This is a genomic window from Mycobacterium sp. MS1601 (genome assembly GCF_001984215.1).
Taxonomy (GTDB): domain Bacteria; phylum Actinomycetota; class Actinomycetes; order Mycobacteriales; family Mycobacteriaceae; genus Mycobacterium.
In genome coordinates this window covers 4,700,362-4,725,189 of record NZ_CP019420.1, presented here as the reverse complement: position 1 = coordinate 4,725,189, position 24,828 = coordinate 4,700,362, and the positions used below count along the sequence as shown (strand labels likewise).

Annotated in this window: 23 protein-coding genes, 1 tRNA gene and 1 riboswitch; of the genes, 15 read left to right on the top strand and 9 right to left on the bottom strand. The window is 65.7% G+C overall.

The genetic code is table 11. From position 1 onward, the window contains the following. The first annotated feature begins 49 nt into the window (after positions 1–49). Together BVC93_RS22790 and BVC93_RS22785 are read left to right on the top strand one after the other, a co-directional pair. Positions 50–1,759, top strand: a complete 1,710-nt coding sequence (locus BVC93_RS22790) for an amidohydrolase (RefSeq protein ID WP_083739443.1) — start codon at positions 50–52, stop codon at positions 1,757–1,759. 20 nt (positions 1,760–1,779) lie between these two features. Beyond that, positions 1,780–2,355, top strand: a complete 576-nt coding sequence (locus BVC93_RS22785) for an SOUL family heme-binding protein (protein ID WP_083739442.1) — start codon at positions 1,780–1,782, stop codon at positions 2,353–2,355. A gap of 1 nt (position 2,356) precedes the next feature. On the opposite strand, the gene BVC93_RS22780 is transcribed toward BVC93_RS22785, so the two are convergent. After that, the gene (locus BVC93_RS22780; protein WP_083739441.1) at positions 2,357–3,934 is read right to left on the bottom strand and encodes a hypothetical protein; all 1,578 of its coding nucleotides are present in this window, start codon (positions 3,932–3,934) and stop codon (positions 2,357–2,359) included. Positions 3,935–3,943: 9 nt separating this feature from the next. Then, positions 3,944–4,660, bottom strand: a complete 717-nt coding sequence (locus BVC93_RS22775) for a class I SAM-dependent methyltransferase (RefSeq protein WP_083739440.1) — start codon at positions 4,658–4,660, stop codon at positions 3,944–3,946. 170 nt (positions 4,661–4,830) lie between these two features. On the opposite strand from BVC93_RS22775, the gene BVC93_RS22770 reads away from it, so the two are divergent. From BVC93_RS22770 to BVC93_RS22745, 6 genes are all read left to right on the top strand, one after another. Continuing rightward, positions 4,831–5,154 carry a hypothetical protein gene (locus tag BVC93_RS22770; RefSeq protein ID WP_083739439.1) on the top strand — a complete coding sequence of 108 codons (324 nt, stop codon included), beginning with the start codon at positions 4,831–4,833 and terminating at the stop codon, positions 5,152–5,154. A 148-nt stretch (positions 5,155–5,302) separates the two neighbouring features. Beyond that, positions 5,303–5,614 carry a hypothetical protein gene (locus tag BVC93_RS22765; RefSeq protein WP_083739438.1) on the top strand — a complete coding sequence of 104 codons (312 nt, stop codon included), beginning with the start codon at positions 5,303–5,305 and terminating at the stop codon, positions 5,612–5,614. Between the two features lie 598 nt (positions 5,615–6,212). Then, a riboswitch (cobalamin riboswitch) is annotated at positions 6,213–6,395 on the top strand. A gap of 166 nt (positions 6,396–6,561) precedes the next feature. Next, complete coding sequence (locus tag BVC93_RS22760; protein WP_083741257.1) at positions 6,562–7,593, top strand: FecCD family ABC transporter permease; 1,032 nt, start codon at positions 6,562–6,564, stop codon at positions 7,591–7,593. After that, on the top strand, positions 7,590–8,432 hold the full coding sequence (locus BVC93_RS22755; RefSeq protein ID WP_083739437.1) for an ABC transporter ATP-binding protein: 843 nt from the start codon (positions 7,590–7,592) through the stop codon (positions 8,430–8,432). Before BVC93_RS22760 ends, BVC93_RS22755 begins: the two co-directional genes overlap by 4 nt. After that, the gene (locus tag BVC93_RS22750; RefSeq protein ID WP_083739436.1) at positions 8,422–9,516 is read left to right on the top strand and encodes an ABC transporter substrate-binding protein; all 1,095 of its coding nucleotides are present in this window, start codon (positions 8,422–8,424) and stop codon (positions 9,514–9,516) included. The genes BVC93_RS22755 and BVC93_RS22750 overlap by 11 nt, the downstream gene beginning before the upstream one ends. A 196-nt stretch (positions 9,517–9,712) precedes the next feature. Beyond that, a complete protein-coding gene (locus BVC93_RS22745) occupies positions 9,713–9,922 on the top strand; it encodes a heavy-metal-associated domain-containing protein (protein ID WP_236950081.1) in 210 nt (69 codons plus the stop codon). 113 nt (positions 9,923–10,035) lie between these two features. Here the strand turns inward: BVC93_RS22745 and BVC93_RS22740 are convergent, their stop codons facing one another. From BVC93_RS22740 to BVC93_RS22720, 5 genes are all read right to left on the bottom strand, one after another. Then, positions 10,036–10,791, bottom strand: a complete 756-nt coding sequence (locus BVC93_RS22740) for a hypothetical protein (protein ID WP_083739435.1) — start codon at positions 10,789–10,791, stop codon at positions 10,036–10,038. A gap of 420 nt (positions 10,792–11,211) precedes the next feature. Beyond that, positions 11,212–11,286: transfer RNA gene (locus tag BVC93_RS22735), tRNA-Val, on the bottom strand. Positions 11,287–11,334: 48 nt separating this feature from the next. Beyond that, complete coding sequence (locus tag BVC93_RS22730; RefSeq protein ID WP_083739434.1) at positions 11,335–11,796, bottom strand: peroxiredoxin; 462 nt, start codon at positions 11,794–11,796, stop codon at positions 11,335–11,337. Between the two features lie 13 nt (positions 11,797–11,809). Continuing rightward, positions 11,810–12,235: a DUF3052 domain-containing protein gene (locus BVC93_RS22725; protein ID WP_083739433.1), complete on the bottom strand. Its 426-nt coding sequence runs from the start codon at positions 12,233–12,235 to the stop codon at positions 11,810–11,812. A gap of 120 nt (positions 12,236–12,355) precedes the next feature. Continuing rightward, positions 12,356–12,904, bottom strand: coding sequence for a hypothetical protein (locus BVC93_RS22720; protein WP_236950080.1), 549 nt, complete (start codon positions 12,902–12,904; stop codon positions 12,356–12,358). Between the two features lie 133 nt (positions 12,905–13,037). Between BVC93_RS22720 and aceE the strand changes: the two genes are divergently transcribed. The 7 genes from aceE (at position 13,038) to BVC93_RS22685 (ending at position 22,649) form a co-directional block, all read left to right on the top strand. Further along, positions 13,038–15,827 carry a pyruvate dehydrogenase (acetyl-transferring), homodimeric type gene (gene aceE, locus BVC93_RS22715; protein ID WP_083739432.1) on the top strand — a complete coding sequence of 930 codons (2,790 nt, stop codon included), beginning with the start codon at positions 13,038–13,040 and terminating at the stop codon, positions 15,825–15,827. A 117-nt stretch (positions 15,828–15,944) separates the two neighbouring features. After that, positions 15,945–17,231: a PucR family transcriptional regulator gene (locus tag BVC93_RS22710; protein WP_083739431.1), complete on the top strand. Its 1,287-nt coding sequence runs from the start codon at positions 15,945–15,947 to the stop codon at positions 17,229–17,231. Between the two features lie 185 nt (positions 17,232–17,416). Beyond that, positions 17,417–18,280, top strand: coding sequence for an ACP S-malonyltransferase (locus BVC93_RS22705; protein ID WP_083741254.1), 864 nt, complete (start codon positions 17,417–17,419; stop codon positions 18,278–18,280). Between the two features lie 77 nt (positions 18,281–18,357). Beyond that, positions 18,358–18,654 carry a meromycolate extension acyl carrier protein AcpM gene (gene acpM, locus BVC93_RS22700; RefSeq protein ID WP_083739430.1) on the top strand — a complete coding sequence of 99 codons (297 nt, stop codon included), beginning with the start codon at positions 18,358–18,360 and terminating at the stop codon, positions 18,652–18,654. Continuing rightward, the gene (gene kasA / locus BVC93_RS22695; protein ID WP_083739429.1) at positions 18,651–19,901 is read left to right on the top strand and encodes a 3-oxoacyl-ACP synthase KasA; all 1,251 of its coding nucleotides are present in this window, start codon (positions 18,651–18,653) and stop codon (positions 19,899–19,901) included. Before acpM ends, kasA begins: the two co-directional genes overlap by 4 nt. A gap of 36 nt (positions 19,902–19,937) precedes the next feature. Beyond that, the gene (gene kasB, locus BVC93_RS22690) at positions 19,938–21,191 is read left to right on the top strand and encodes a 3-oxoacyl-ACP synthase KasB (protein WP_083739428.1); all 1,254 of its coding nucleotides are present in this window, start codon (positions 19,938–19,940) and stop codon (positions 21,189–21,191) included. 24 nt (positions 21,192–21,215) lie between these two features. After that, positions 21,216–22,649: an acyl-CoA carboxylase subunit beta gene (locus BVC93_RS22685; protein WP_083739427.1), complete on the top strand. Its 1,434-nt coding sequence runs from the start codon at positions 21,216–21,218 to the stop codon at positions 22,647–22,649. 42 nt (positions 22,650–22,691) lie between these two features. Here the strand turns inward: BVC93_RS22685 and BVC93_RS22680 are convergent, their stop codons facing one another. Next, a complete protein-coding gene (locus tag BVC93_RS22680; protein ID WP_083739426.1) occupies positions 22,692–24,215 on the bottom strand; it encodes a glycerol-3-phosphate dehydrogenase/oxidase in 1,524 nt (507 codons plus the stop codon). Next, positions 24,215–24,796, bottom strand: coding sequence for a TetR/AcrR family transcriptional regulator (locus BVC93_RS22675; protein WP_083739425.1), 582 nt, complete (start codon positions 24,794–24,796; stop codon positions 24,215–24,217). The genes BVC93_RS22680 and BVC93_RS22675 overlap by 1 nt, the downstream gene beginning before the upstream one ends. Positions 24,797–24,828 lie beyond the last annotated feature (32 nt).

Sequence of the window (24,828 nt, the reverse complement as noted above, 5' to 3'; positions counted from 1 at the left end):
TATGACTCGGATGCGCCTCGGTTGCCGTGGGATCTGACAGGCTGTGCCCATGGCTGACCGCATCCTGACCGCCGCCACCATCATCACGATGGACGACAACCTGCCCCGAGCCGAGGCGGTGGCGGTGTCCGACGGGCGCATCGTTGCCGTCGGTTCCTTCGACCAGTGCCGGGCAGCACTGCCCGGTGCCGAGGTGGTGGACACCGCAGCGGCCGCACTGCTGCCGGGTTTTGTTGAGCCGCACGGACATCCACTGGTCAGTGGGATCGCCACCCAGCCGCCTGCGCGTTCCATCGCCCCGTGGGATGCCCCCACCTGGCGAGACGTCCAAGCGATTTACGCCGAGGCCCTGGCCAACACCGATCCCGACGAGCCGCTGTGGTTCGCGGGGTACGACGCGCTGCTGCTGCAGCATCCGTCGCCCAAGGCTCCCGACCTCGACGCGATCTTCGGGGACCGCGTCGTCATCGTCACCGACAACTCCGGGCACGGCGTCTACTTCAGCTCCGCGTTGATCAAGAAGAACGGCTGGGACGTCAACCCACCCGCCGACCCGGTGGCCTCCCACTACGGCCGCAATCCCGACGGCTCGTTGAACGGGCAGGGCTTCGAGTTGCCGGTGGTACTCGCGGTGGCAGGTCCGTTGTTGGCGACGCTGGGCAATCCGCTGGTGGCGGCCGCCGGCTACTACGCGCTGATGGCCCGCGGCGGGTACACCTCGTGCTCGGACATGACCTACGACCCGAAGTTCCGGGCCGGCTACGAGGCGCTGGCCGCGGCCCCCTCGTGCCCGCTGCGAGTCAGCATGTGGGAGGTGTCGACATCGGAGACCTACCCCGAGCCCGAGACGTTCACCGCACCACAGGAGTGGCTGCACAAGGCCGGGGTGAAGCTGTGGACCGACGGCTCGCCGTGGGTGGGCAACATCGCGATCTCGTTTCCCTACCTCGACACCGAGACCACCCGCACGGCAGGTATCGACCCGGCGGTGGCAGGTAGCGCGGCATCGATGAATTACACCCGCGAGCAGCTGGACGCGATCCTCGACAAGGCGGTCCCGGCCGGCTGGCAGATGGCGTTCCACGCGAACGGAGACCTGGCGCTGGATCTTGCGCTGGATGCCTACGAGGACGCATTGTCCCGGCATGGGCTGGTAGGAACCGACCATCGCTGGCGCATAGAACATGCGGGTGCGGGTACCCGCGCGCACTTCGACCGGGCCGCGCGACTGGGAGTGCACGTGTCGATGTCGCCGTTCCAGTACTACTACTGGGGCGATCTGCTGGACGGTCAGATCTTCGACCATGAGCACGGCAGCCAGTGGGCGGCGTTTGCCGACGCGGTGGCGTCCGGGGCATGTGTGTCGTTCCACAACGACGGGTCCGTGTCGCCGCCGACGCCAGTGGTCAACGTGCAGACCGCTGCCTCGCGGCGCACCCGCGCAGGCGGCGTGCACGGTGCCGAACAGGCCATCTCGTTGGACGAGGCGCTGCGCGCGCAGACCATCAATGCCGCGCGCACACTGCGGCGCGAGCATCTGATCGGCTCGATCACCGTGGGCAAGCTGGCCGATTTTGTGGAACTGACCGCGGATCCGTACACGGTCGAGGTGGTGTCATTGGCCGAGCGGACCCAGGTGAGCGGAACCTGGCTGGGCGGTGAGCGCGTCGACCTCTCGGCGTTCCTGGCCGCGGTGGGCAGTGTTGACCACGCCGAGCACACACATCTGGCCGCGCATGTGAAGCCTGGGTGCTGCTGATAGCGGGTACTCCCCGGGACATGTTGAACAAGCTCCTGCAGGTTGCCGAAGGTCTGCCCGGCATCGTCGGCATTCGAATCGGCACCGAAGAACCGTTCTACCTGTCCGAGGCCCGGGTGGGTCCGGTGGAGATCCGCCGCTACGGACCGCGGATAGCCGCGCAGACATCCGTCGACGGCGAGGGACAGGACGCGCGCAGCACCGGATTCCGTCGGCTTGCCGACTACATCTTCGGCGGCAACAACCGATCGACATCGATCTCGATGACGGCACCGGTGGCCCAGTCGTCGGCGGCCATTCGGTTCTTCATGCCGTCCAAATGGTCGCTGGACACCCTGCCTGAGCCTTCCAGTGGTCTGGTGACGCTGGTGGAGGTGCCCGGCGAGACCATGGCGGTACTCCGGTTCAGCGGCGATCGGAGTGAGCGGGCTGTGGCGGTCAAAACCGCTCAGCTGCTGGATCTGCTGCGCGACAGCGACTTTGCCCCATCCGGCGATCCCGTCGCATGGTTCTACGACCCACCGTGGACGCTGCCACCGCTGCGTCGCAACGAGGTGGCGGTGCCCGTCACAGCATCCGCGGGTCCTCCCGAATGACTCACCACCGGCAATAGTTGGGCGACCCGGGCTGGATGACCCGGAAATCGAGCAGCACCATCTCGGCGGTGCGGGTCGCGGTGCGCCAGACCGGGTCGCTGACTATATCGTCGGTCGTGTATCGAATGCCCTTGTAGCCGAAGGTGAGTGGCACGTGGTAGCCGGCCACGGTCCAGTCGTGGATCCACTTGCGGAACTCCACGACCGGCAGGGCGAACCCGCTCGCACCGCCGTCGAAGTGGTGGATTACCGAACCGTAGCGGTCATCGAGGTCGATGATCCACACGACGTCCTCCTGATAACCCCACACCTTGATCGGATTGCTGCCCAGCAGCAGGTGATTGGACCGCTCCCCCTCGGTCCGCAGGTTGCTGAACATGGAGAAGTTCCCGGCCGTGCGCAGCCCCAGATACGGGGTCAGCCCGACAAAAACCAGCAGGATCGGCACCAGATACAGCGCGAAGGGCGTCCTGGCGTCCAGGATGCGGACCCCAGGCCAGTCAGGACGGTCGGTCGCCGAGAACACCGCAACCAGCATCGGCCAGATGAGGATCAGCACTGCAGCGTCGAATATCAGTCCCGACACCAGAGTCCAATGCCAGATGGGATGGAGGTGGGCACCGACACCCGACAGCAGTGCCACTCCGATCGCTGTCCCGAAGTACACGAGAACCCTCGGCGTGGTACGTCGGCGCAGCCCGATCGTCGCCTCGATGAGCAGCTTCCGGTAATCAGCGGGCAGAAACGCGAACAAGAGTGCGACGGCCAGCGCACCGAAGTCGACAAAACCGATCAACGCCAGGGTCGAGTGCAAGGTCAGCGCGATCGCGAGCATGGCGGCCTGCAGGCGGGGCACCGCAAGCAGCAGGCCACCGATCAGTTCCCAGCCCAGCAACGCCACCGCGACGATCAGGCCGACGGTGGAGGCCAGCGCACTCCAGTGGTCATACAGCAGGACAACGGCCACCACGGTCACACCGAGAACTCCGAGGCACACCACGACCGCCGTGAACATCCGGTTACCCGGTTGGGCGAACCGCCCCTGCCGCGTCAGCCGATAGCCCAGAAAACCCGCCACCAACGCCACCGGCACAATCAACGCCACGCCCAGGACGCTCGTCTGCAGGGCGCGAATCATCCAGTGGACAAAGCTGACCGCACAGGAGGATGCGACGTTCAGATAGTCGGAGTTCAGCTTGTGGAAGCCGGCCAGCACGTAGATGAGGATCAGGCCGATGCGTAGGATCGGCGCAATCGCGGCATAGTCTTCCTCGGGTGTGGTGCGCCGCCGGATCACCGAGACGGTCAGCACGCCGATCATCGCGATGTTGAGCAGGATCATCAGGTTGACGTGATTGGCCACTTCGGGAAACTGCACGAGTGCGAGATAGCCGGTGGCGCCCGTCAGCAGAGCCAGGAACTTGACCCGGGTGACGCCGGTGAAGACAGCGATGGCGGCGGCGATCACGAAAGTTCCCGTGAACAAGGGTGTTTGCCACTGCTCGGAGAACTCGAACAGCATGGCGACGGTGTACAGCGTCGCGAAGACCGAGAACTCGCCGCGCGCCTGACCGTGCACTTCAGCAGCCTAGCGTGGCTCCCGCGGGTCCGGGATCGCCCGAATGGCCAGGAACCCCGTCGGCGAGCTGTGTAGTGCCTCGTACTTCTGCTCGTCGAGCGCCTTCGCCGGTTCGGTGGGCCGCGGCTCCACCAGCTGTTCGATCAGGAATCCGGCGGTGCGTAACTCGTGGCAGGTCTGCTCCAACGGTGAAAGCCACCACCGCACCCGCCAGCCGGCGCTCCAGGTCTCCTCGATAATGCGTGGCTCAAAGTAGTTGCCGCCGTGGCGGAGCCAGTCACCGGTCGGGTGCATGCGGGAGAGCACCAGGGCACCTTGCGGTTTGAGCACCCGACGAAGTTCCGCCAACGCCGCTGCTCGGTTGTCGAGGTATTCCAGCGCCAGAGCCAACAGCACCAGATCCACGGAGGCATCCGGTAACCAGTCGAGCGGGCGCGCCAGATCGTGGGTGCGGAAGCTGCCCTGCGGCACTCGGTGCGCACTCAGTTCCACCATGCGCGGGCTCTGGTCGAAACCGATCACCTCGGCACCACGCCTGGTGAGTTCCTCGGCGTAGAAGCCCGGGCCGCACGCGGCGTCCAGGACCGCCTTGCCTGCCACGTCCCCCAGTAGGGACAGACAGGCCGGGCGGTCGTAGTGGGCGTTGTAGAAATTCTCGCGGGCGTGGTCGGCGAACTCGTCGGCGAACACGTCGTACTGCGGGTGGGTTCCGACTTCCTTCGACACTCGCCCAAGTCTGCCAGGCGGCCATATTCTGCCAAGCCTGGTGCATTGGCTGCCAACCGGGAAATGGGGTGCTGACGTGCGCGGTTATGCCTGGCAGACCGGAACGAGAAACCCCTCCCGCCCCGATCCGAACACCACGTAGAAGAACCACCCAGAGAGAAGCAGAGATCATGACCAAGTTCGGATTCGCCACCGCCATCGCCACCGCCGCCACCGCCGCCTTCCTGGGATTGGCTGCCCCCGCGATGGCCGCCCCCACCGGAGCCGGCAACGCCCAAGACACCATCTCCAGCCTGCAAGACCAGGGCTACAAGGTGATCGTCAACCGCCTGTCGAACACCCCGTTGGCCGATGCCAGCGTCGTCTCCGTCGGTGCAGGCCCGACCTTCCAGCACACCAACGCCAACAACCGCAGCGAAGGCGGCTACAGCCCCAACGCCGACAACCAATTCGCCCCCGACAACGTCAAGACCGTCTACGTCAACGTCCGCTGAGCAGACGAACTCGAGAAAGCTCCCCTAACTCATGGGGAGCTTTGTCGTTGTCGGGTAGTGGATTACGCGTGCTTATCGCGCTCACCCGCTCCAGGCTGTGCACAGGCCGGATCAGTTCGCCGGTCAGCTACACGAAAGAAGTACGACCATGAAGATCTACTCCATTGCCGCAGCCGCAGCCCTGTCCGCAGGCGTCATCACATTGGCCGCGCCGGCGGCCGCCGCACCGTCCGGTGTCGGCAGCGCGGCGGACACCATCGCCAACCTAAAAGCTCAGGGCTACACGGTGGTGGTGAACCGGCTCTCCGACGTGGAGCTTGCCGACGCCAAAGTGGTGTCGGTGGGTGTGGGCCCGACGTTCATCCACACCGAGTCCGTCAACGGGACCCAGGATTACACCGGCTACGACCGGCAGTTCGCGCCGGTCAGGGTGACAACCGCGTACGTCAACGTGCGGTGAGCAGATTCGGTGGGGAACGTCTGGACGATGTTCCCCACCGAGTCCGCGGCACGATAACTCCGACGTGTTATGGACCAGACCTCACAAGCACCATGTTGACCTGGAGTCAGAAGCGCTCATGCCGCTCTGGCCGACCAGTCAGTGCTGCGTCGGGCCAAGGCGATCTCGCAGTGCTCGAACGTGACGTCCGTGTCATCCCATTTGGTTACTACACAGTGCGTTTCGCCTTCGGCCATCACCACCAGTGTGTCGTGGCGCGCATTGCCCGGGTCTTGCCCGGCGCGAAGGTCGCCTCGACGGCCGGTTCTTTTCGTGAGGATCTGACCATCTTCGCGACGGGTTTGTGTCGTTGTATGTCAACCCCTTTGGGGTTGGCAGTTGCGCAGCTGCTGTCGTGGCCCGCGAAGGACTCGGTGGCCGTGGTCGTGGAACAGGCTGTCGATCGCGGAGAAGTACGAGAGTGGACCAACACATCGGAGCGGGTGGATCCGCGCGGCGCAATCGGCAGTGGTTCAAGACGCCCGTCGGGCCCACGTTCGGCTTCCACTTCGGGACGCGCCGGGCACTGAGGGCTGACGCCGACGGCGATGATGAGATAACCTGCGCCGTTGAGAGTGGTTACATCCGTGCAGTGCGGGTGTCGGGGAACCCGGTGCGACTCCGGGGCTGACGCGCAACGGTATGGGGAACGTGCTCGACATCGGCGACCTGGCAATCCAGGGAAGCCCTCGGGTGTCGACGATCCCCGAGTCCGAATACCTGCCGCTCTCGGTTGTGTCCACCGTGTATCTCGCGAATAGATACCCCGGCATAGCGAGGTCAGAGTTGTTCATCCCCCTCAGCGGTCAGCGCACCGCCAGCTGCGTGTCCTGGTGGCCGGCAGTCCGGAGGTGACAGTCCGCGAAGAAAGAGCGTTCCTTCGCGACGAACATGCCTCGGTTGCCACCGTGCGCCGAGCGCCGGTTGTTGCGTTGACAACGGTGCTCGCCGTTCTCACGCTGCTGAGCATCGTTGTTTCGGTGGCCTTCGGCGCCGAGGACATCCCACTGCGTGACGTGTGGAACGTCGTCGTGGGCCGCTTCACCGGCGCCACCGGTGTTCCGGGGTTTGACACCATCGTGTGGGAGCTTCGCCTGCCGCGCTCGATACTTGCAGCGTTGGTCGGTGCGGGTCTGGCCCTGGCTGGCGCCCTCATGCAGGCGTTGGTCCGCAACCCGCTGGCAGAGCCGTACCTACTCGGTGTGTCAGCAGGCGCCTCAGTGGGTGCAACCGCCGTGATCACCCTCGGTGCACTCTCATCGTTGGGAGTCTGGGCGCTGTCGGGCGCCGCGCTCATCGGTTCTACGGTGGCCACGCTCACCGTGTATGCGGTGGCACGTGCCCAAGGCGGCCTCACAGCACTGCGCCTGATCCTCTCCGGGGTGGTGCTGTCGTCGGCGTTCATGGCGCTGTCGTCACTGCTCGTCTTCACCGCCGGCGATCCGCACGCCGCCGAAAGTGTCATGTTCTGGCTGCTGGGCAGCGTTGCGGGAGCGACGTGGGCGAAGATTCCCCTCACGGCAGCGGTGGTGCTGGTGTCGTTCGTTGCTGCCCTGCTCATTCACTCCTGGCTCGACGCCTACTCCGTCGGTGCCGACACCGCGGCATCGCTGGGCGTACCGGTGCGGGCAGTGCGGAACGCGTTGTTCGCGGTCCAGGCGGTGCTCGTCGGTGTCCTGGTTGCCGTTTCCGGCGGAATCGGGTTCGTCGGACTCATCGTGCCCCACGCGGCCCGCATGCTCGTCGGCGCCACCCACCGCGCAATGCTGCCGGTCTCGGTCAGCATTGGAGCGCTCTTCATGGTGTGGGTCGACGTGATCTCACGCGAAGTCGCGGCACCACGGGAGATGCCCCTGGGGATCATCACCGGCCTCGTCGGCGCGCCCGTGTTTCTCTATTTGATGGGGCGGCGACGCTACCAGTTCGGCAACAACACATGAGCGCACCGCCAACCGCACCCCCGGCGACGGGCGTGACGGTGAGCGCACACGGCGTGCTCTGTCGCCGCGGCAGCAGAACAGTGGTGTCCGGTGTGGACCTGACGGTGGCTGCCGGGACGCGGCTGGCGGTCATCGGCCCCAACGGCGCCGGCAAGAGCACTTTGCTGCGCGCCCTGTCCGGTCTCGACGCACCGTCAGCGGGAACAGTCCTGGTTGAAGGCAGGGACTTGTATCGGATGCCGGCCCGAGAGCGAGCGCGCACCATCGCAGTGGTCGGACAAGAGGAGCGACCCTCAGGCGAACTGACCGTCGCCGAGGCCGTGGGTCTGGGCAGGACCCCTTACCGGAACCCGTGGGCAGGCGCCGTTTCCGGAGAGCGGGACATCATTGACGGCGCCCTCAGCGCCGTCGGTCTGCAGGGGTGGGGCAACCGACCGTGTGTCCAGCTTTCTGGTGGTGAACGTCACCGGGTCGTCCTGGCCCGCGCGTTGGCACAGCGAACATCCGTTCTTGTCCTTGACGAACCCACTAACCATCTCGACGCCTCGTGGCGACTGAGATTCATGCAGATACTCGACGACCTCCGATGCACCGTCATCGCTGCGATGCACGATCTCGACTTGGTGATGCGGCATTTCGATGCGGTCGCGGTCGTGGCCGGCGGCCGGGTGTACGCCCAGGGGTCACCCTCTGAAGTTCTCACCTCTGCCCTCTTGCGGCAGGTCTTCGGTGTTGCCGGCGACATCATCGTCCATCCGACGACCGGCCGTTTCCATCTGTTACTCACCCATGCCGAACTGGCGTCAAACCATCATGAGGAGCACAACAATGGCGTATAGATTTCGATCCCCTTTCGCGACGCGACCGGCGATACACCTGGCGGTCTGCGCCGTCCTCCTCGGTGCAACCTCGGGATGCACGTCCCAGGCGGAGACGACCACGACAGCGGACACCGTGACTGTCACCAACTGCGGCAAGGAAGTCACCTACGAGCAGCCGATTGACCGGTTGTTCGTCAACGACGGAGGAATGATCGCGATCGCGTTGGCAGCCGGCGCCCGCAATCAGATGAACGCGGTCAGCTCCATGAGCCGCGACGCCGCGGTTCTTCGCCTCAAATACGGTTCTCAAGTAGACGGTCTCAACGAAGTGGCTCCGGAGCAACCGACGCTGGAGAACATCGTCGGCGCCGACCCACAAGTCCTGTTCGCCGGATACAACTACGGCATGGGCGAGGAACGGGGAATAACCCCGGACATCCTTGCAACGCATGGAATCGCGGTCTATCAGCTGTCTGAAGCATGCCTGCAAGTCGACGGACAGCCCGTTCGCGGCACCATGGACCCGTGGCTCGCCCTTGACACCGATTTGCGCAACATCGGAACTCTGACAAACAACGCGCACACGGGTTCTCAAGCAGCCGAAGACATCGCCGCCAGGCTGGAAGCCTTGCGTGCCGCACCGCAACCCGAGAAGAAACCCACCATCTTCCTGTTCGACAGCGGTAGCGACACGGTGTTCTCCTCGGGAGCCTTCGGTGGACCCCAAGGAATCATCGACGCCGCCGGAGCACGCAACGCCACCGAAGACATCCAAGACACCTGGACAACCGTGAGCTGGGAGCGGATCGCCACCGCAGATCCAGACCTCATCGTCTTCGTCGACTATCCGGGTCAGACTGTCGAAGACAAGATCGCCGCCCTTCGCAGCAACCCCGCCAGCCGAAACCTCAAAGCGGTTCAGGAAAACCGGTTCGTCAACCTTCCCTACGCCATGTGGGTTTCCAGCCCGCTGAACATCGACACTGCAGAGATTCTGCGGGCGGTGCTCGAAAACCATGATCTCGCACCACAATCAGGCATCAAGCCAACCCTGGACGCGACGCAGCTCAACCTCCCGGGAAACGACTGGCTCACCCCATGAGCACGTGCCACCGGACGTTCGGACAGGGAGGCTTTCCACCGAGGCTCTGACGTCGGCCAGACAGGAACGGCGGGCAGCCCTGAGAGTGGCAGGTCGACCGCAGTTTGGCGGCGGGTAGACCGGACCCACCATACCCCGAGGGGGTATGGTGGGTGTGCGGTAGTCAACTGCTGCACACAACGGGAAGGGCACCACCGTGAGCACCACCATCAATGTCGCCGTGGCGGGCATGACCTGCGGCCACTGCGCTTCGTCGGTCAGCAAGGAAATCCGAGGCATCGAGGGAGTCACCGAGGTGGAAGTCAACGTTGACACTGGCGAGGTCGCCATCTGCGCTGATCGCGACCTAGACGCCGCCGCCATCGACGCCGCGGTCCAGAAGGCCGGGTACAGCCTGGCGGGCTGAGTATCCGATCACCGACCTCGGTTCATGAAACTGCGAAACCGCCGCAGTGGCAGAAATTACCGACCTGGCCGCCGTAGTTTCATGCCACTACTCCCAGCGGCCGCCCTCGGCGATCAGTGGTCATGGTCGTGATGGTCATGGGCGTCGTTCGACGCCGGCGGGGCTGGGATTTCCACGGACTCTGACGGTGCCACCAGGGTGGCGTTGGCTTTCTCCACCGGCGCCGAGGTGGGCGAATTCGGGGGGTCGCTGTGATGATCGTCCGCCCGTTCGACGTGAGGCCCGTGATGACCGGCCTCCGCGCCTGCCGGCCCGTCGTGGTCGTGTCGAAGACCGGACGCAACTCCCACCGTGGAGGCCAGCGCGATCACGCTGACGGCACCGAGAAGGACCACGGCGCTGGCGAAGCCCGTGACCGGCTCACCGCGCAGGCCGCGGTACCACACCCAGCCCGCACCCATCACCACATAAATCTGCAGCAGGAGAGCACACAGGTCCGCACCTTGGATGGACTCGGCCTCCCCGGCGTGCGGACCGAACGGGGCCCCTGCGGTCCGCGACAACGCCCACACCGCAATCGCTGCGAGATTGAGCGTTATCCCCGCGGCAAGAACTGACGTCGTGGCGCGGACGAGCACCGCCCATGCCCAAATCAGTTGGAACGTAGCGAGACCGACAAAAAACACGCCGGCCGGCATCCATTCGTGCCAGTGTGTAGGGACGACGGCGAAATGAATGACAGCGGCCCCCAGCGAGGCCAGCGCAGCGAGGCGGGCTGCCAGCCTGCTGTCGGTCTTGCGTTCGGTTCTTGGTGCCACTTGTCCGATGATGACAGCAGCGGGCTCGAGGACATCTGCGCGACACCACATCTCAACCGGACCGAGATTCTTCCGTCACTCGACGGGCAAGCTCACGGGCGGCTGCTGGCCAAACCGACGTCCGGTCCGCACAACTCATCGCGGCTCGAACCCACTGGCGCTCTTGCAGTTCGGAAGGAACAAACGGTCGGCGGTCACGGCGCGCCAAGTGTTGTCGACGTGCGTCTGGGAAATTGCGCCCTTTGAGTGCCCTGGGATGCGGGTTTCTCCAGGAGTACGTAGATGACGGAGCCGCCCGCAGCGCTCAGGGATTGCCCCAGTGCCAACACCCGCTTGCCTGTTCGGTCGAACAGACCTCATAAACGACGGCCGATTTCCATCGCTGGATTCTTCCCCTGAACCGACTTCGGCTCACATCGATCAGCTTTTGAGCCGCGCCGGTCCTCAGCACGAACAACTGACATCTTGACCTGGTGGGCGCGGAGGGTTTCGAACCCCCGACCGCTGGTGTGTAAAACCAGAGCTCTACCACTGAGCTACACGCCCGGACCGCAGCAGGTTACACGCCGGACAACCGGGAGACCAAAACCGAATTCACGACGACAGGGCAGCCAGCGCGTCCACCCACAGCCCCTGATCGCGCGGCTCACCGGGCTGCTTCATCTCCGCGAAGACGATCGTCCCTGACCGGTCGACCACGAAGGTGCCGCGGTTGGGCACGCCCGCCACGTCGTTGAACACGCCGTAGGACTGCGCGACGGCGCCGTGCGGCCAGAAATCGGACAGTACCGGGAACGTGAAGTGGCTCTGCGTGGCCCAGACCTTGTGCGTCGGCGGCGGCCCGACGGACAGCGCCAGCACGGCGGTGGAGTCATTCTCGTAGCGCGCCAGGTTGTCGCGGATGGCGTCCAGCTCACCCTGACAGATTCCGGTGAACGCCAACGGGAAGAACACCAGCAGGACGTTCTTGGACCCCCGGTAGGCGCCGAGGCTGACAGCACGCCCGTTCTGGTCCTTGAGACTGAAGTCTGGCGCCGCGCTCCCGATGGGAAGCATCAACTGGGCAACTTCAACGACGAGGTGCCTTCGCGGACTTGGGCTGCACCAGCCGGCTGCCGATCCAGTCACCCAGATTCGCCGAGGACGTCTGCATCAGTCCGGCGGTGGGCGCCGATTCGGCGATCTCGGCCGGCAGCACATGTCCGGGTTTGCCGGTCTTGGGTGTCAGCACCCAGATCACGCCGTCGTCGGCCAGGGGTGTGATGGCGTCCATGAGGGCGTCCACCAGGTCACCGTCGTCATCACGCCACCACAGCAGCACGACGTCGATGACCTCATCAGCATCCTCGTCGAGGAGCTCGCCACCGCTGGCATCCTCGACATCGGCGCGGATGTCGTCGTCGGTGTCCTCGTCCCAGCCCAACTCCTGGACAACCTGGTCTTTTTGGATGCCCAAACTGCGGGCGTAGTTCGCTGCGTCGTCCGCCGCGACCACCGTGGGACCCTCCTTCAATCGTCAGGACACTCGTGCAATTGGGTTCATCGTCGCACAGAGCCGAGCAGCAGGTGACAGCAGACACAACCGGAGTTTTCCCGTCGTGTCGAAACGGCGGCTTCAGTAGAAGCCGTCGCACAGGTTCAGCGCATTGGAGCGGGAGTCGTTGAGCCGGGTGACGGCTTCGTTGAACTCGCTGGCGGGCACCCGCGCCAGCACTGCCGTCGCGGTGGCCCTGGCAGCGTCCACCCAGGCGTTCAGCGCGTCGCGGATCTCCGGCGGCAGGGTGTCGTTGATACCTCCGAGCACCATGTCAGCGCTGCGGTTCAGCGCCTCGGCGGCCGCTCCTTCGGTGGCAATCCCGTCACTGCCCGCGTTCATCGAGTCCACATAGACATTCAGGGCGTCGATGCCGTCGGCGCTGGTGGTGCTCATCGTCTCGCACGTGGTGTGCACGGCCTCGACGGTCAGCGACTCCTGCCGCTGCGATTCCCGCGCGCTCGAGGTGGCTGCCGACGCCGACAACGACTCTGACACCGATGTCCGGTAGGCAGGCGCCTCCGACGCGTCGACGGTGGGATTACCGTCGGTGACGCTGCTGCACCCGATCACGGTCATCAGCACCACGGCGGACAGTCCCAAGGCCACCCGCAGCCGTCCGATCTGCACAGATACAGACGTTACCGGCTCGCGAGGGTCCCCACGCCCCGACCTTCTCAGATCCGCTCGCCGCAATCGATCGACGTGCGGAAAGATAAGTGGCGTAGGACACCCCCTACGCCCTCACATTAGGAGTAGTGCGTTGACAACCGAGTTCGTGCGCCAAGACCTGGCCAAAAACTCCGGCACCGCAGGCGAACCCGATCGTGTACGTGTGATTCGGGAAGGCGTTGCGTCTTACCTGCCTGACATCGACCCCGAAGAGACCGGCGAATGGCTGGAATCCTTCGACGATCTGTTGTCGCGGTCCGGTCCTGCGCGTGCCCGCTATCTGATGCTGCGACTGCTGGAACGCGCCAGTGAACAACGGGTCGCGATCCCCGCGCTGACCTCGACTGATTATGTCAACACCATTCCTACCGAGCTGGAGCCCTGGTTCCCCGGCGACGAGGACGTGGAACGTCGCTACCGCGCCTGGATCCGCTGGAACGCCGCCATCATGGTGCACCGCGCGCAGCGCCCCGGCGTCGGCGTCGGCGGGCACATCTCCACCTACGCGTCGTCGGCGGCGCTCTACGAGGTGGGCTTCAACCACTTCTTCCGCGGCAAGGCCCATCCCGGCGGTGGCGACCAGGTGTTCATCCAGGGCCACGCCTCCCCCGGGGTCTACGCCCGCGCCTTCCTCGAGGGCCGGCTGACCGCCGACCAGATGGACGGCTTCCGCCAGGAGCACAGCCACCCCGGCGGCGGCCTGCCGTCCTACCCGCACCCGCGCCTGATGCCCGACTTCTGGGAGTTCCCCACGGTCTCGATGGGCCTGGGACCGATGAACGCGATCTACCAGGCGCGCTTCAACCACTACCTCGGTGACCGCGGCATCAAGGACACCTCCGATCAGCACGTGTGGGCATTCCTCGGCGACGGCGAAATGGACGAGCCGGAAAGCCGCGGCCTGATCCAGGTGGCAGCCAACGAGGGCTTGGACAACCTCACCTTCGTGGTGAACTGCAACCTGCAGCGCCTCGACGGCCCGGTACGGGGCAACGGCAAGATCATCCAGGAGTTGGAGTCGTTCTTCCGCGGTGCCGGCTGGAACGTCATCAAGGTGGTGTGGGGCCGCGAATGGGATGCGCTGCTGCACGCCGACCGCGACGGCGCGTTGGTGAACCTGATGAACACCACGCCCGACGGTGACTACCAGACCTACAAGGCCAACGACGGCGGCTACGTTCGCGACCACTTCTTCGGCCGCGACCCGCGCACCAAGGCCCTGGTGGAGCCGATGACCGACGCCGAGATCTGGAACCTCAAACGCGGTGGCCACGACTACCGCAAGGTGTACGCCGCCTACCGCGCCGCGATGGAACACAAGGGTCAGCCGACGGTCATCCTCGCCAAGACCATCAAGGGCTACACCCTGGGTAAGCACTTCGAAGGCCGCAACGCCACGCACCAGATGAAAAAGCTTGCGCTGCAAGACCTCAAGGACTTCCGCGACGCCCAGCGCATCCCGGTCACCGACAGCCAGCTCGAAGAGAACCCCTACCTGCCGCCGTACTACCACCCGGGCTCCGACGCCCCGGAGATCCGCTACATGCTGGACCGTCGCCGGGCCCTCGGTGGGTTCCTGCCGGAGCGGCGTACCAAGACCAAGGCGCTGACCCTGCCTGGCCGTGACACCTACAAGGCGCTGAAGAAGGGCTCGGGCACCCAGGAGGTCGCCACCACCATGGCGACGGTGCGCACCTTCAAGGAATTGCTGCGAGACAAGAACATCGGCAATCGGATAGTCCCGATCATTCCCGACGAGGCCCGCACCTTCGGCATGGACTCGTGGTTCCCGACGCTGAAGATCTACAACCGCAACGGGCAGCTGTACACCGCCGTGGACGCCGAACTGATGCTCGCCTACAAGGAGAGCGAGATCGGCCAGATCCTGCACGAGGGCATCAACGAGGCCGGGTCCACGTCGTCGTTCACCGCCGTGGCCACTTCCTACGCCACCCACAACGAGCCGATGATCCCGATCTACATCTTCTATTCGATGTTCGGGTTCCAGCGCACCGGTGACGGGTTCTGGGCAGCAGCCGACCAGATGGCGCGCGGCTTCGTGCTCGGCGCCACCGCCGGACGCACGACGCTGACGGGCGAGGGTCTGCAGCACGCCGACGGGCACTCGCTGCTGTTGGCGTCCACCAACCCCGCGGTGGTGGCGTACGACCCGGCGTTCGCCTACGAGATCGCCTACATCGTCGAAGACGGGCTGCGCCGGATGTACGGCGAGAACCCGGAGAACATCTTCTACTACATGACGATCTACAACGAGCCGTACGTGCAGCCCAAGGAGCCGGAAAACTTCGATCCCGAAGGCCTGCTGAAGGGCATCTACAAGTTCCGTGCATCGCCGGAGAAGCGCAGCAGCAGCGCGCAGATCCTGGCCTCGGGCGTCGCTATGCCGGAGGCGGTGCGTGCCGCCGACATGCTGGCCGAGAAGTGGGATGTGGCCGCCGACGTCTGGTCGGTGACCAGCTGGGGTGAGCTGAACCGCGACGGCGTGGCGGTCGAGAAGGAGAAGTTGCGCCATCCGGAACGGCCTGCAGGCGAGGCGTACGTGACCAAGGCGCTGGCCGACGCGGTCGGCCCGGTGATCGCGGTGTCCGACTGGATGCGCGGCGTGCCGGAGCTGATCCGGCCCTGGGTGCCGGGCACCTACCTCACCCTGGGCACCGACGGGTTCGGGTTCTCCGACACCCGGCCGGCGGCGCGGCGCTACTTCAACACCGATGCCGAGTCCGTGGTGGTGGCGGTCCTGGAGGCCCTGGCCCGCGACGGCGAGATCGATCCGTCGGTGGCCGTGGCCGCCGCCAAGGAGTACAAGATCGACGACGTGCTGGCCGCCGGGGTGTCGTTCAAGGACACCGGCAGCGCGTAGCCCGCGGAAGGGGTTGGGACCACCGGCCCCGAGCTGACAGGCCTGCGATGACGGCCCCACGTCGTCGTCATCGCAGGCTTGTACCTTTCCCCCAGAAAATCGGCGTACGTTTTATATGTGGTCGACAATCCGTTCTCTGAACCGCGCTCGCCGCTCGAGATCCTCGAGAGCGTGCCGGAATCGCTGCGGCGGCGCCTGAAGCAGTACTCCGGCCGGCTGGCCACCGAAACTGTCCAGGCCATGCAGGAACGGCTGCCGTTCTTCGCCGAACTCGAGGCCTCGCAGCGGGCCAGCGTCCAGTTGGTCGTACAGACCGCAGTGGTCAACTTCGCCGAGTGGCTGAATGAGCCGTCCAGCGATGTCGGCTATACCGCTGAGGCGTTCGCCCTGGTACCTCAGGATCTGACCCGGCACGTCGCGCTGCGCCAGACCGTCGACATGGTCCGGGTCACCATGGAGTTCCTCGAAGAGCTGGTGCCGATGCTGGGCCGCAACGACGAGCAGACCAAGGCGCTGACGGTGGGCATCCTGCGCTACAGCCGGAACCTGGCGTTCGCGGCGGCCTCGGCGTACGCCGTGGCCGCCGAGTCTCGTGGCGCGTGGGACTCCCGTATGGAGGCCAGCGTCGTCGACTCCGTGGTGCGCGGCGACACCGGACCCGAACTGCTGTCCCGGGCCGCCGCCCTGAACTGGGACACCACCGCGCCGGCCACCGTTGTCGTCGGCACTCCCCCGCCCGGGCGCGTCGAACTCGCCAGCGAGGACATTCGGCTCATCGCCAACCGCCATGGCCGCGCGGCGCTGACGGACGTGCACGGCACCTGGCTCATCGCCATCGTCTCTGGCCACCTGTCGGCCACCGACCGATTTCTGGCGGATCTGATGAACGCGTTCTCCGACGGGCCGGTGGTGGTGGGCCCGACTGCCCCGATGCTGACGGCCGCGTATCACAGTGCCAATGAGGCGATCTCGGGCATGAACGCCGTAGTCGGCTGGTCGGGAGCACCCCGCCCGGTGGCGGCCCGAGAACTGCTGCCGGAGCGGGCTCTGCAGGGTGATCAGTCCGCGATCGCAGCCCTGCACACCGACGTGATGCGGCCCCTGGCCGACGCGGGTCCAGCACTCACCGAGACCCTCGACGCCTATCTGGATTCCGGCGGCGCCATCGAGGCCTGCGCCCGCACGTTGTTCGTTCATCCAAATACGGTGCGATACCGCCTCAAGCGCATCGCCGATTTCACCGGCCGCGATCCGACCACTCCACGCGACGCGTACGTGCTGCGGGTGGCGACTACCGTCGGCAAGCTGACGAATCAACTGCAATCATCGAGCACCTCAAACATCTCTATGATCCCAGTCACAGCAATGGCCTCATCTCCCCCTGGAGTCACAGGAGTTCCGTAACAGATTTCGGGACGGTATCGATGAAGTCGCATCACATGCCGTTTTGTGGACTTCCCACAAAAACATAAGACAAGGTTCATAATCTCTTACACCGCGCAAAACCGACTTCACAATGTTCTCTTAATAACGTGACCAAACCAGCTATTGCGCTGCTCGCTCCCGGACAGGGCTCGCAGACCCCGGGGATGTTGTCCCCGTGGCTCGAACTGCCCGGCGCTGCCGAGCGGCTGGCGTCCTGGTCTGAGATCAGCGGCCTCGACCTCGTTGCCCTCGGCACCACTGCCACAGCCGAAGAGATCACCGACACCGCGGTCACCCAGCCCCTGGTCGTCGCCGCCACGCTGCTGGCTCACGAGGAGCTACGCAAGCGCGGGCTGTTCGCCGAGCACGATCTGGTGATCGCAGGTCACTCAGTCGGTGAGATCGCCGCCTACGCCATCGCGGGCGTCATCTCGGCCGACGACGCGGTGGCCCTGGCCGCCACCCGTGGCGCCGAGATGGCCAAGGCGTGCGCCGACACCCCGACCGGCATGTCCGCCATCCTGGGCGGCGAGGAGGCCGACGTCCTGGCTGCCCTCGAGGATCTGGAACTGGTGCCCGCCAACCGCAACGCCGCCGGCCAGATCGTGGCCGCCGGGCGGCTCGAAGCGCTGGCCAAGCTCGCCGAGAACCCGCCCGCCAAAGCCCGGGTGCGGCAGCTGGCCACCGCAGGGGCATTCCACACCCACTTCATGGCCTCGGCACTGGACGGCTACGCCGCGGCGGCCGCCAAGGTGTCGACCTCTGAGTTCACGGGCACCCTGTTGTCCAACGCCGACGGCCAGCCCGTCGCCTCCCCCGCTGACGCCATGGAGAAGCTCGTGGCCCAGCTGACCAAGCCGGTGCGCTGGGACCTGTGCACCTCCACCATGCGGGACCGCAACATCGCGGCGATCGTCGAGTTCCCGCCCGCGGGCACCCTCGTCGGTATCGCCAAACGTGAACTTCGGGGGACGCCGACGCACGCCGTCAAGACCCCCGCAGACCTGGACAAGCTCACCGAGCTCTGACGTTCCCCAGGACAACCAGATAGACGTCGACCCGGATGTTCCGGGTCAACACGTGAAAACATGAAGGGAGCCACATAGTGGCCGCCAACGAGGCAGAAATCATCGCCGGACTCGCCGAGATCATCGAAGAGGTCACCGGCATCGAGCCGTCCGAGGTCACCCCGGAGAAGTCCTTCGTCGACGACCTCGACATCGACTCGCTGTCGATGGTGGAGATCGCGGTGCAGACCGAGGACAAGTACGGCGTGAAGATCCCCGACGAGGACCTCGCCGGTCTGCGCACCGTTGGTGACGTCGTGTCCTACATCCAGAAGCTGGAAGAAGAGAACCCCGAGGCGGCTGCCGCCCTGCGCGAGAAGTTCTCGGCAGAATGAGCCGGCCTTCCACTGCTAACGGCGGTTTCCCCAGCGTTGTCGTGACCGCCGTTGAGGCCACCACGGCGCTCGCCGCGGACATCGAGAGCACGTGGAAGGGTCTGCTGGCCGGCGAAAGCGGCATCCGCGAGCTCACCGACGACTTCGTGACCAAGTGGGATCTTCCGGTGCGCATCGGTGGCCACCTCGTCGAGGACATGGACAGCCACCTCACCCGCATCGAACTCCGCCGCAATTCCTACGTGCAGCGCATGTCGCTGGTGCTGGCTCGCCGGCTGTGGGAGAACTCGGGTAAGCCCGAGGTCGACCCCGACCGGTTCGCGGTTGTGATCGGCACGGGTCTCGGCGGTGGCGAGAAGATCGTCGAGACCTACGACGCGATGAACGAGGGCGGGATCCGCAAGGTGTCCCCGTTGGCCGTTCAGATGGTGATGCCCAACGGCGCGGCCGCGGTCGCCGGCTTGGAGCTGGGCGCCCGCGCCGGGGTCATCACCCCGGTGTCGGCGTGCTCGTCAGGGTCGGAGGCCATCGCCCACGGGTGGCGTCAGATCGTCATGGGTGACGCGGATTTCGCCGTCGTCGGCGGTGTCGAAGGCACCATCGAGGCCCTGCCGATCGCCGCGTTCTCGATGATGCGCGCCATGTCGACGCGCAACGACGACCCCACCGGGGCGTCGCGCCCGTTCGACAAGGATCGGGACGGGTTCGTGTTCGGCGAGGCCGGAGCGATGATGATCATCGAGACCGAGGAGCATGCCCTGGCTCGTGGCGCCAAGCCGCTGGCCCGCCTGATGGGTGCCGGCATCACCTCCGACGCCTTCCACATGGTGGCCCCGGCGGAAAACGGCATGCGGGCAGCTGCCGCGATGAAGCGGGCGATGGAGACCGCCGGACTGGATCCGAAGGACATCGACCACATCAACGCGCACGGCACGGCCACCCCGATCGGTGACACCGCGGAGGCCACCGCCATCCGGGTCGCCGGGTGCGAGCAGGCCGCGGTGTACGCACCGAAGTCGTCGCTGGGACATTCCATCGGCGCGGTGGGCGCCCTGGAATCCATCCTGACGGTCCTCGCACTGCGCGACGGCGTGATTCCGCCGACGCTGAACTACGAGACACCCGATCCGGCGATCGATCTCGATGTCGTCGCGGGCGAACCTCGTTACGGCGAGTACCAGTACGCGATCAACAACTCCTTCGGGTTCGGCGGGCACAACGTCGCGTTGGCCTTCGGCAAGTATTGATCGGCGTTCTGGGGGGAAGGGACAGCTGGAGCACCAATGGCAACTCTGAGCACCGGGAATGGGTTTCCCGACGTCGTCGTCACCGGTATCGCGATGACGACCGCGGTGGCGACCGACGCTGAGTCGACATGGAAAGCCTTGCTGGATGGCCGAAGTGGCATCCGCAAGCTCGACGACCCGTTTGTCGAGCAATTCGACCTGCCGGTGCGCATCGGCGGTCATCTTCTCGAGGATTTCGACAGTGAGCTGACGCGAGTCGAGCTGCGCCGACTTTCCTACCTGCAGAAGATGTCCACGGTGCTCAGCCGTCGGTTATGGGACAACGCCGGCTCACCCGACGTCGACCCCAGGCGGCTGATGGTGTCCATTGGGACTGGCATCGGCTCCAGTGAAGAGCTCGTGTTCGCCTACGACGGCATGAAAGCCAAAGGCATGCGGGCCGTCTCCCCCCTGGCAGTCCAGATGTACATGCCCAACGCGGCTGCGGCCGCCGTTGGGCTGGAGCGGAAAGCGCGGGCCGGGGTCAGCACTGTGATCTCGGCCTGCGCTTCCGGTTCCGAAGGCATCGCGAACGCGTGGCGCACCATCGTCATGGGTGAGGCCGACATGGCGATCTGCGGTGGGGTCGAAACCCGCATCGAAGCGGTCCCCATCGCCGGCTTCGCCCAGATGCGCATCGTGCTGTCGAACACCAACGATGACCCCGAAGGCGCCTGCCGCCCCTTCGACAAAGACCGCAACGGCTTCGTGTTCGGCGAAGCCGGCGCGTTGATGTTGATCGAAACCGAAGAACACGCCAAGGCGCGCGGCGCCAACATCCTGGCTCGCATCATGGGAGCCAGCATCACCTCGGATGGGTACCACATCGTGGCGCCCGACCCGAACGGTGAACAAGCCGGTTACGCAATGACCAGGGCCATTCAGCTGGCCGGGCTACAGCCCACTGACATCGACCATGTCAATGCGCACGCCACAGGGACCTCCGTCGGCGACGTCGCCGAAGGAAAAGCCATCAACAACGCACTCGGCGGTCACCGCCCCGCGGTGTACGCCCCCAAGTCTGCGCTCGGCCATTCGGTCGGCGCAGTCGGCGCCGTCGAGTCCATTCTGACCGTGCTCGCGCTGCGAGATGGGGTCATCCCGCCCACACTGAACCTGACGAACCTTGATCCCGAGATAGATCTCGATGTGGTATCAGGGGCCCCGCGTACCGGAAATTTCCAGTATGCGGTGAACAATTCATTTGGTTTTGGTGGGCACAACGTCGCACTTGCCTTCGGCAAGTACTGACGCAAACTCAGCTAGGAGACACCTATGACGACTGTGGACAACCGGCTGGCGCCGGATCGCGTCAACGAGTCGCTCGACCCCCGCGATCCGCTGCTGCGGCTGAGCACCTTCTTCGATGACGGCAGCGTGGAACTGCTGCACGAGCGCGACCGCTCCGGCGTCCTGGCCGCGGCAGGCACCGTCAACGGTGTGCGTACCGTGGCGTTCTGCACCGACGGCACCGTCATGGGTGGCGCGATGGGTGTCGAAGGTTGCGCCCACATCGTCAACGCCTATGACACCGCCATCGAGGAGCAGAGCCCGATCGTCGGCATCTGGCACTCGGGCGGCGCCCGGCTGGCTGAGGGCGTCAAGGCCCTGCACGCCGTGGGCTTGGTCTTCGAGGCCATGATCCGCGCCTCGGGCTACATCCCGCAGATCTCGATCGTCGTCGGATTCGCCGCAGGTGGTGCGGCCTACGGCCCCGCCTTGACCGACGTCATCATCATGGCGCCCGAGTCCAAGGTGTTCGTCACCGGCCCGGACGTGGTGCGCAGTGTCACCGGCGAGGACGTCGACATGGTGTCTCTGGGTGGTCCCGAGGCTCACCACAAGAAGTCCGGTGTGTGCCACATCGTCGCCGACGATGAGCTCGACTCGTATGAGCGCGGCCGTCGTCTTGTCGGATTGTTCTGCCAGCAGGGGCATTTCGACCGCACCAAGGCCGAGGCCCAGGACACCGACCTCAAGGCACTGCTGCCCGAGTCAGCCCGACGCGCCTACGAGGTGCGTCCGCTGATCAGCGCGCTGCTCGACGAGGGTGTTCCGTTCGAGGAGTTCCAGTCCCGCTGGGCCCCCTCCATCGTCACCGGCCTCGGCAGGCTGGCCGGACGCAGCGTCGGTGTGATCGCCAACAACCCACTGCGCCTGGGCGGCTGCCTGAACTCCGAAAGCGCCGAGAAGTCAGCACGTTTTGTCCGGCTGTGCGACGCGTTCGGCATCCCGCTGGTGGTCATCGTCGACGTGCCCGGCTACCTGCCAGGGGTGGATCAGGAGTGGGGCGGCGTGGTGCGCCGCGGCGCCAAGCTACTGCACGCTTTCGGTGAGGCCACCGTCCCGCGCGTCACGCTGGTGACTCGCAAGATCTACGGTGGTGCCTACATCGCCATGAACAGCCGTTCGCTCGGCGCCACCAAGGTGTTCGCGTGGCCGGACGCCGAGGTGGCCGTCATGGGCGCCAAGGCCGCCGTCGGCATCCTGCACAAGAAGAAGCTGGCCGCCGCTGCTCCGGAAGAACGCGACGCCCTGCACGAGGAATTGGCGCTCGAGCACGAGCGGATCGCCGGTGGCGTGGACTCGGCCATCGAGATCGGTGTGGTGGACGAGAAGATCGACCCCGCCCACACGCGCAGTGTGCTGACGCAGGCACTCGCCGAAGCGCCGTCCCGCCGCGGTCGACACAAGAACATCCCGCTGTGACTTAGGGATTTCGGCGTGATTTCAGTCGGTCAGCGATCGAAATCACGCCGAAATCGCTTCCTCGGCCGTCGCCGCGGCCCGCTCCCGGTCCTCGGCCACCAGCCCGATGCGGGTCCGACGGTCCAGGATGTCGTCAACCGTCAACGCTCCTTCGTGTGTGACGGCGTATTCGAATTCGGCTCGGGTGACGTCGATCCCGTCGGCCACCACCTCGGTGGGTCGCGGACACGTCGCCGTGGCGATCACTTTTGCCGCCTCGGCACCGAAGCGCGCCACCAGCGACGACGGCAGCCGGCCTTCGGCAGGCTCTCGTGAACCGGGGTTGGCCGGCGCGCCCACCAGCGGCAGATTCCGCGTGCGGCAGGGTGCTCCCAGCAAGCCACGCAGTGCAACCGCCCGATCCAGAACATCTTCGGCCATGTGCCGGTATTCGGTGAGCTTGCCGCCCACCACGCTGATCACGCCGTCGGCCGACTCGATGACGGCGTGTTCGCGGGAGATGTCGGCCGTGCGCCCCTGTCCGTTGTCGATCAGGGGCCGCAGCCCGGCATACGACCCACGCACATCCTCGGGAGTCAGCGACACAGCCAGTGCCGTGTTCACCGTGTCCAGCAGGAACTGCACCTCCGCCGGCGTCGGTTGCGGCACATCGGGGATGGGTCCGGGCGCGTCTTCATCGGTGAGCCCCAGATACACCCGGCCCAGTTGCTCGGGCATGGCGAAAACGAACCGATTCAGCTCCCCCGGTATCGGAATAGTCAGCGCCGCAGTGGGATTCCCGAAGGCAGCGGCATCGAACACCAGATGGGTGCCTCGGCTGGGCCGCAACTTCAGCGTGGGATCCACCTCACCGGCCCATACCCCGGTGGCATTGACGACGGCGCGGGCCTTCACGTGCAGCGTCTGTCCGGTCAGAGTGTCGGTCAGCAGCGCGCCGGAGCCGGTGACCGAGGAGGCGCGGACGTAGGTCAGCACTTTCGCTCCGTGCTGAGCAGCTGTGCGGGCCACGGCGGTCACCAGCCGGGCATCGTCGATCAGCTGCCCATCGAAGGCGAGCATGCCACCTTCCAACCCGACACGCATCACCCCGGGCGCCAACTCCATGGCGCGCGAGGCAGATACCCGGCTCGAGCGCGGCAACACCGACGGCGGTGTGCCCGCCAGACGTCGCAATCCGTCGCCGGCCAGGAACCCCACCCGCACCAGAGCGCGCTCGGCGCGACCCATCGACGGCAGTAGAGGCACCAGTTGCGGCATCGCCTTCACCAGATGAGGAGCGTTGCGAGTCATCAGGATTCCGCGCTCGACAGCACTGCGTCGGGCGATGCCCACGTTGCCGGAAGCCAGGTAGCGCAGGCCACCGTGCACCAGTTTCGAGCTCCACCGGCTGGTGCCGAACGCCAGGTCATGTTTGTCCACCAGCGCCACCGAGAGTCCCCGCGACGCGGCGTCCAACGCGATTCCCGCTCCGGTGATGCCTGCGCCGATCACCAGTACATCCACAGAGTCCAGGAGTTCGAGCTCGCGAGTACGCCGGGCGGCGTTCAGAGCAGCCGAGTGGGCCATCAGCGCAGGTATCCGTTCAGAGTGTGGGCCAGTTCCACGGCCAGGGCGTCGGCGGGCAGCAGGTCGGCGACGATCTGGCCCGACTGGATGGCCGACTGCGCGATCAACAGCACCATGGCCGCCAACTGACTGGGGTCGCCGGGGCGCACACTTCCGCCGGCCTGGGCCACCGCGATGTCGGCGGCCAGAGCGTTGATCAGGATCTGCTGGCTGGTGCCGAGTCGCTCGGTGATGTAGACCATCGCCAGTTCCGGGGCAGAGTGCAAAACAGCGGAGATCAGCTCGTCATCACGCAGGCGGGCCGCGACGGCAACCGCCCGCGCGACGATCGCGGCACGGTCGGTGCCCCGACGGGGCACATCGTCGAGAACCGAGGTGACCCGCTGAGTCAGTAGTGCTGCCAGCAGTGTCTGGGTGTCAGGCCAGCGGCGGTAGACGGTGGGCCGGCTGACCCGAGCCCGACGGGCGATCTCGGCCAGGGTCACGCGGTCGATGCCGTAGTCGCGGACGCACCCGGCCGCGGCGGCGAGGATCCGGTCGCCCACGTCGTCCACGATCTCTGCGTTACCGATTGACATCATCTGTAATACTGTAACTCATGATGTCACCGCCG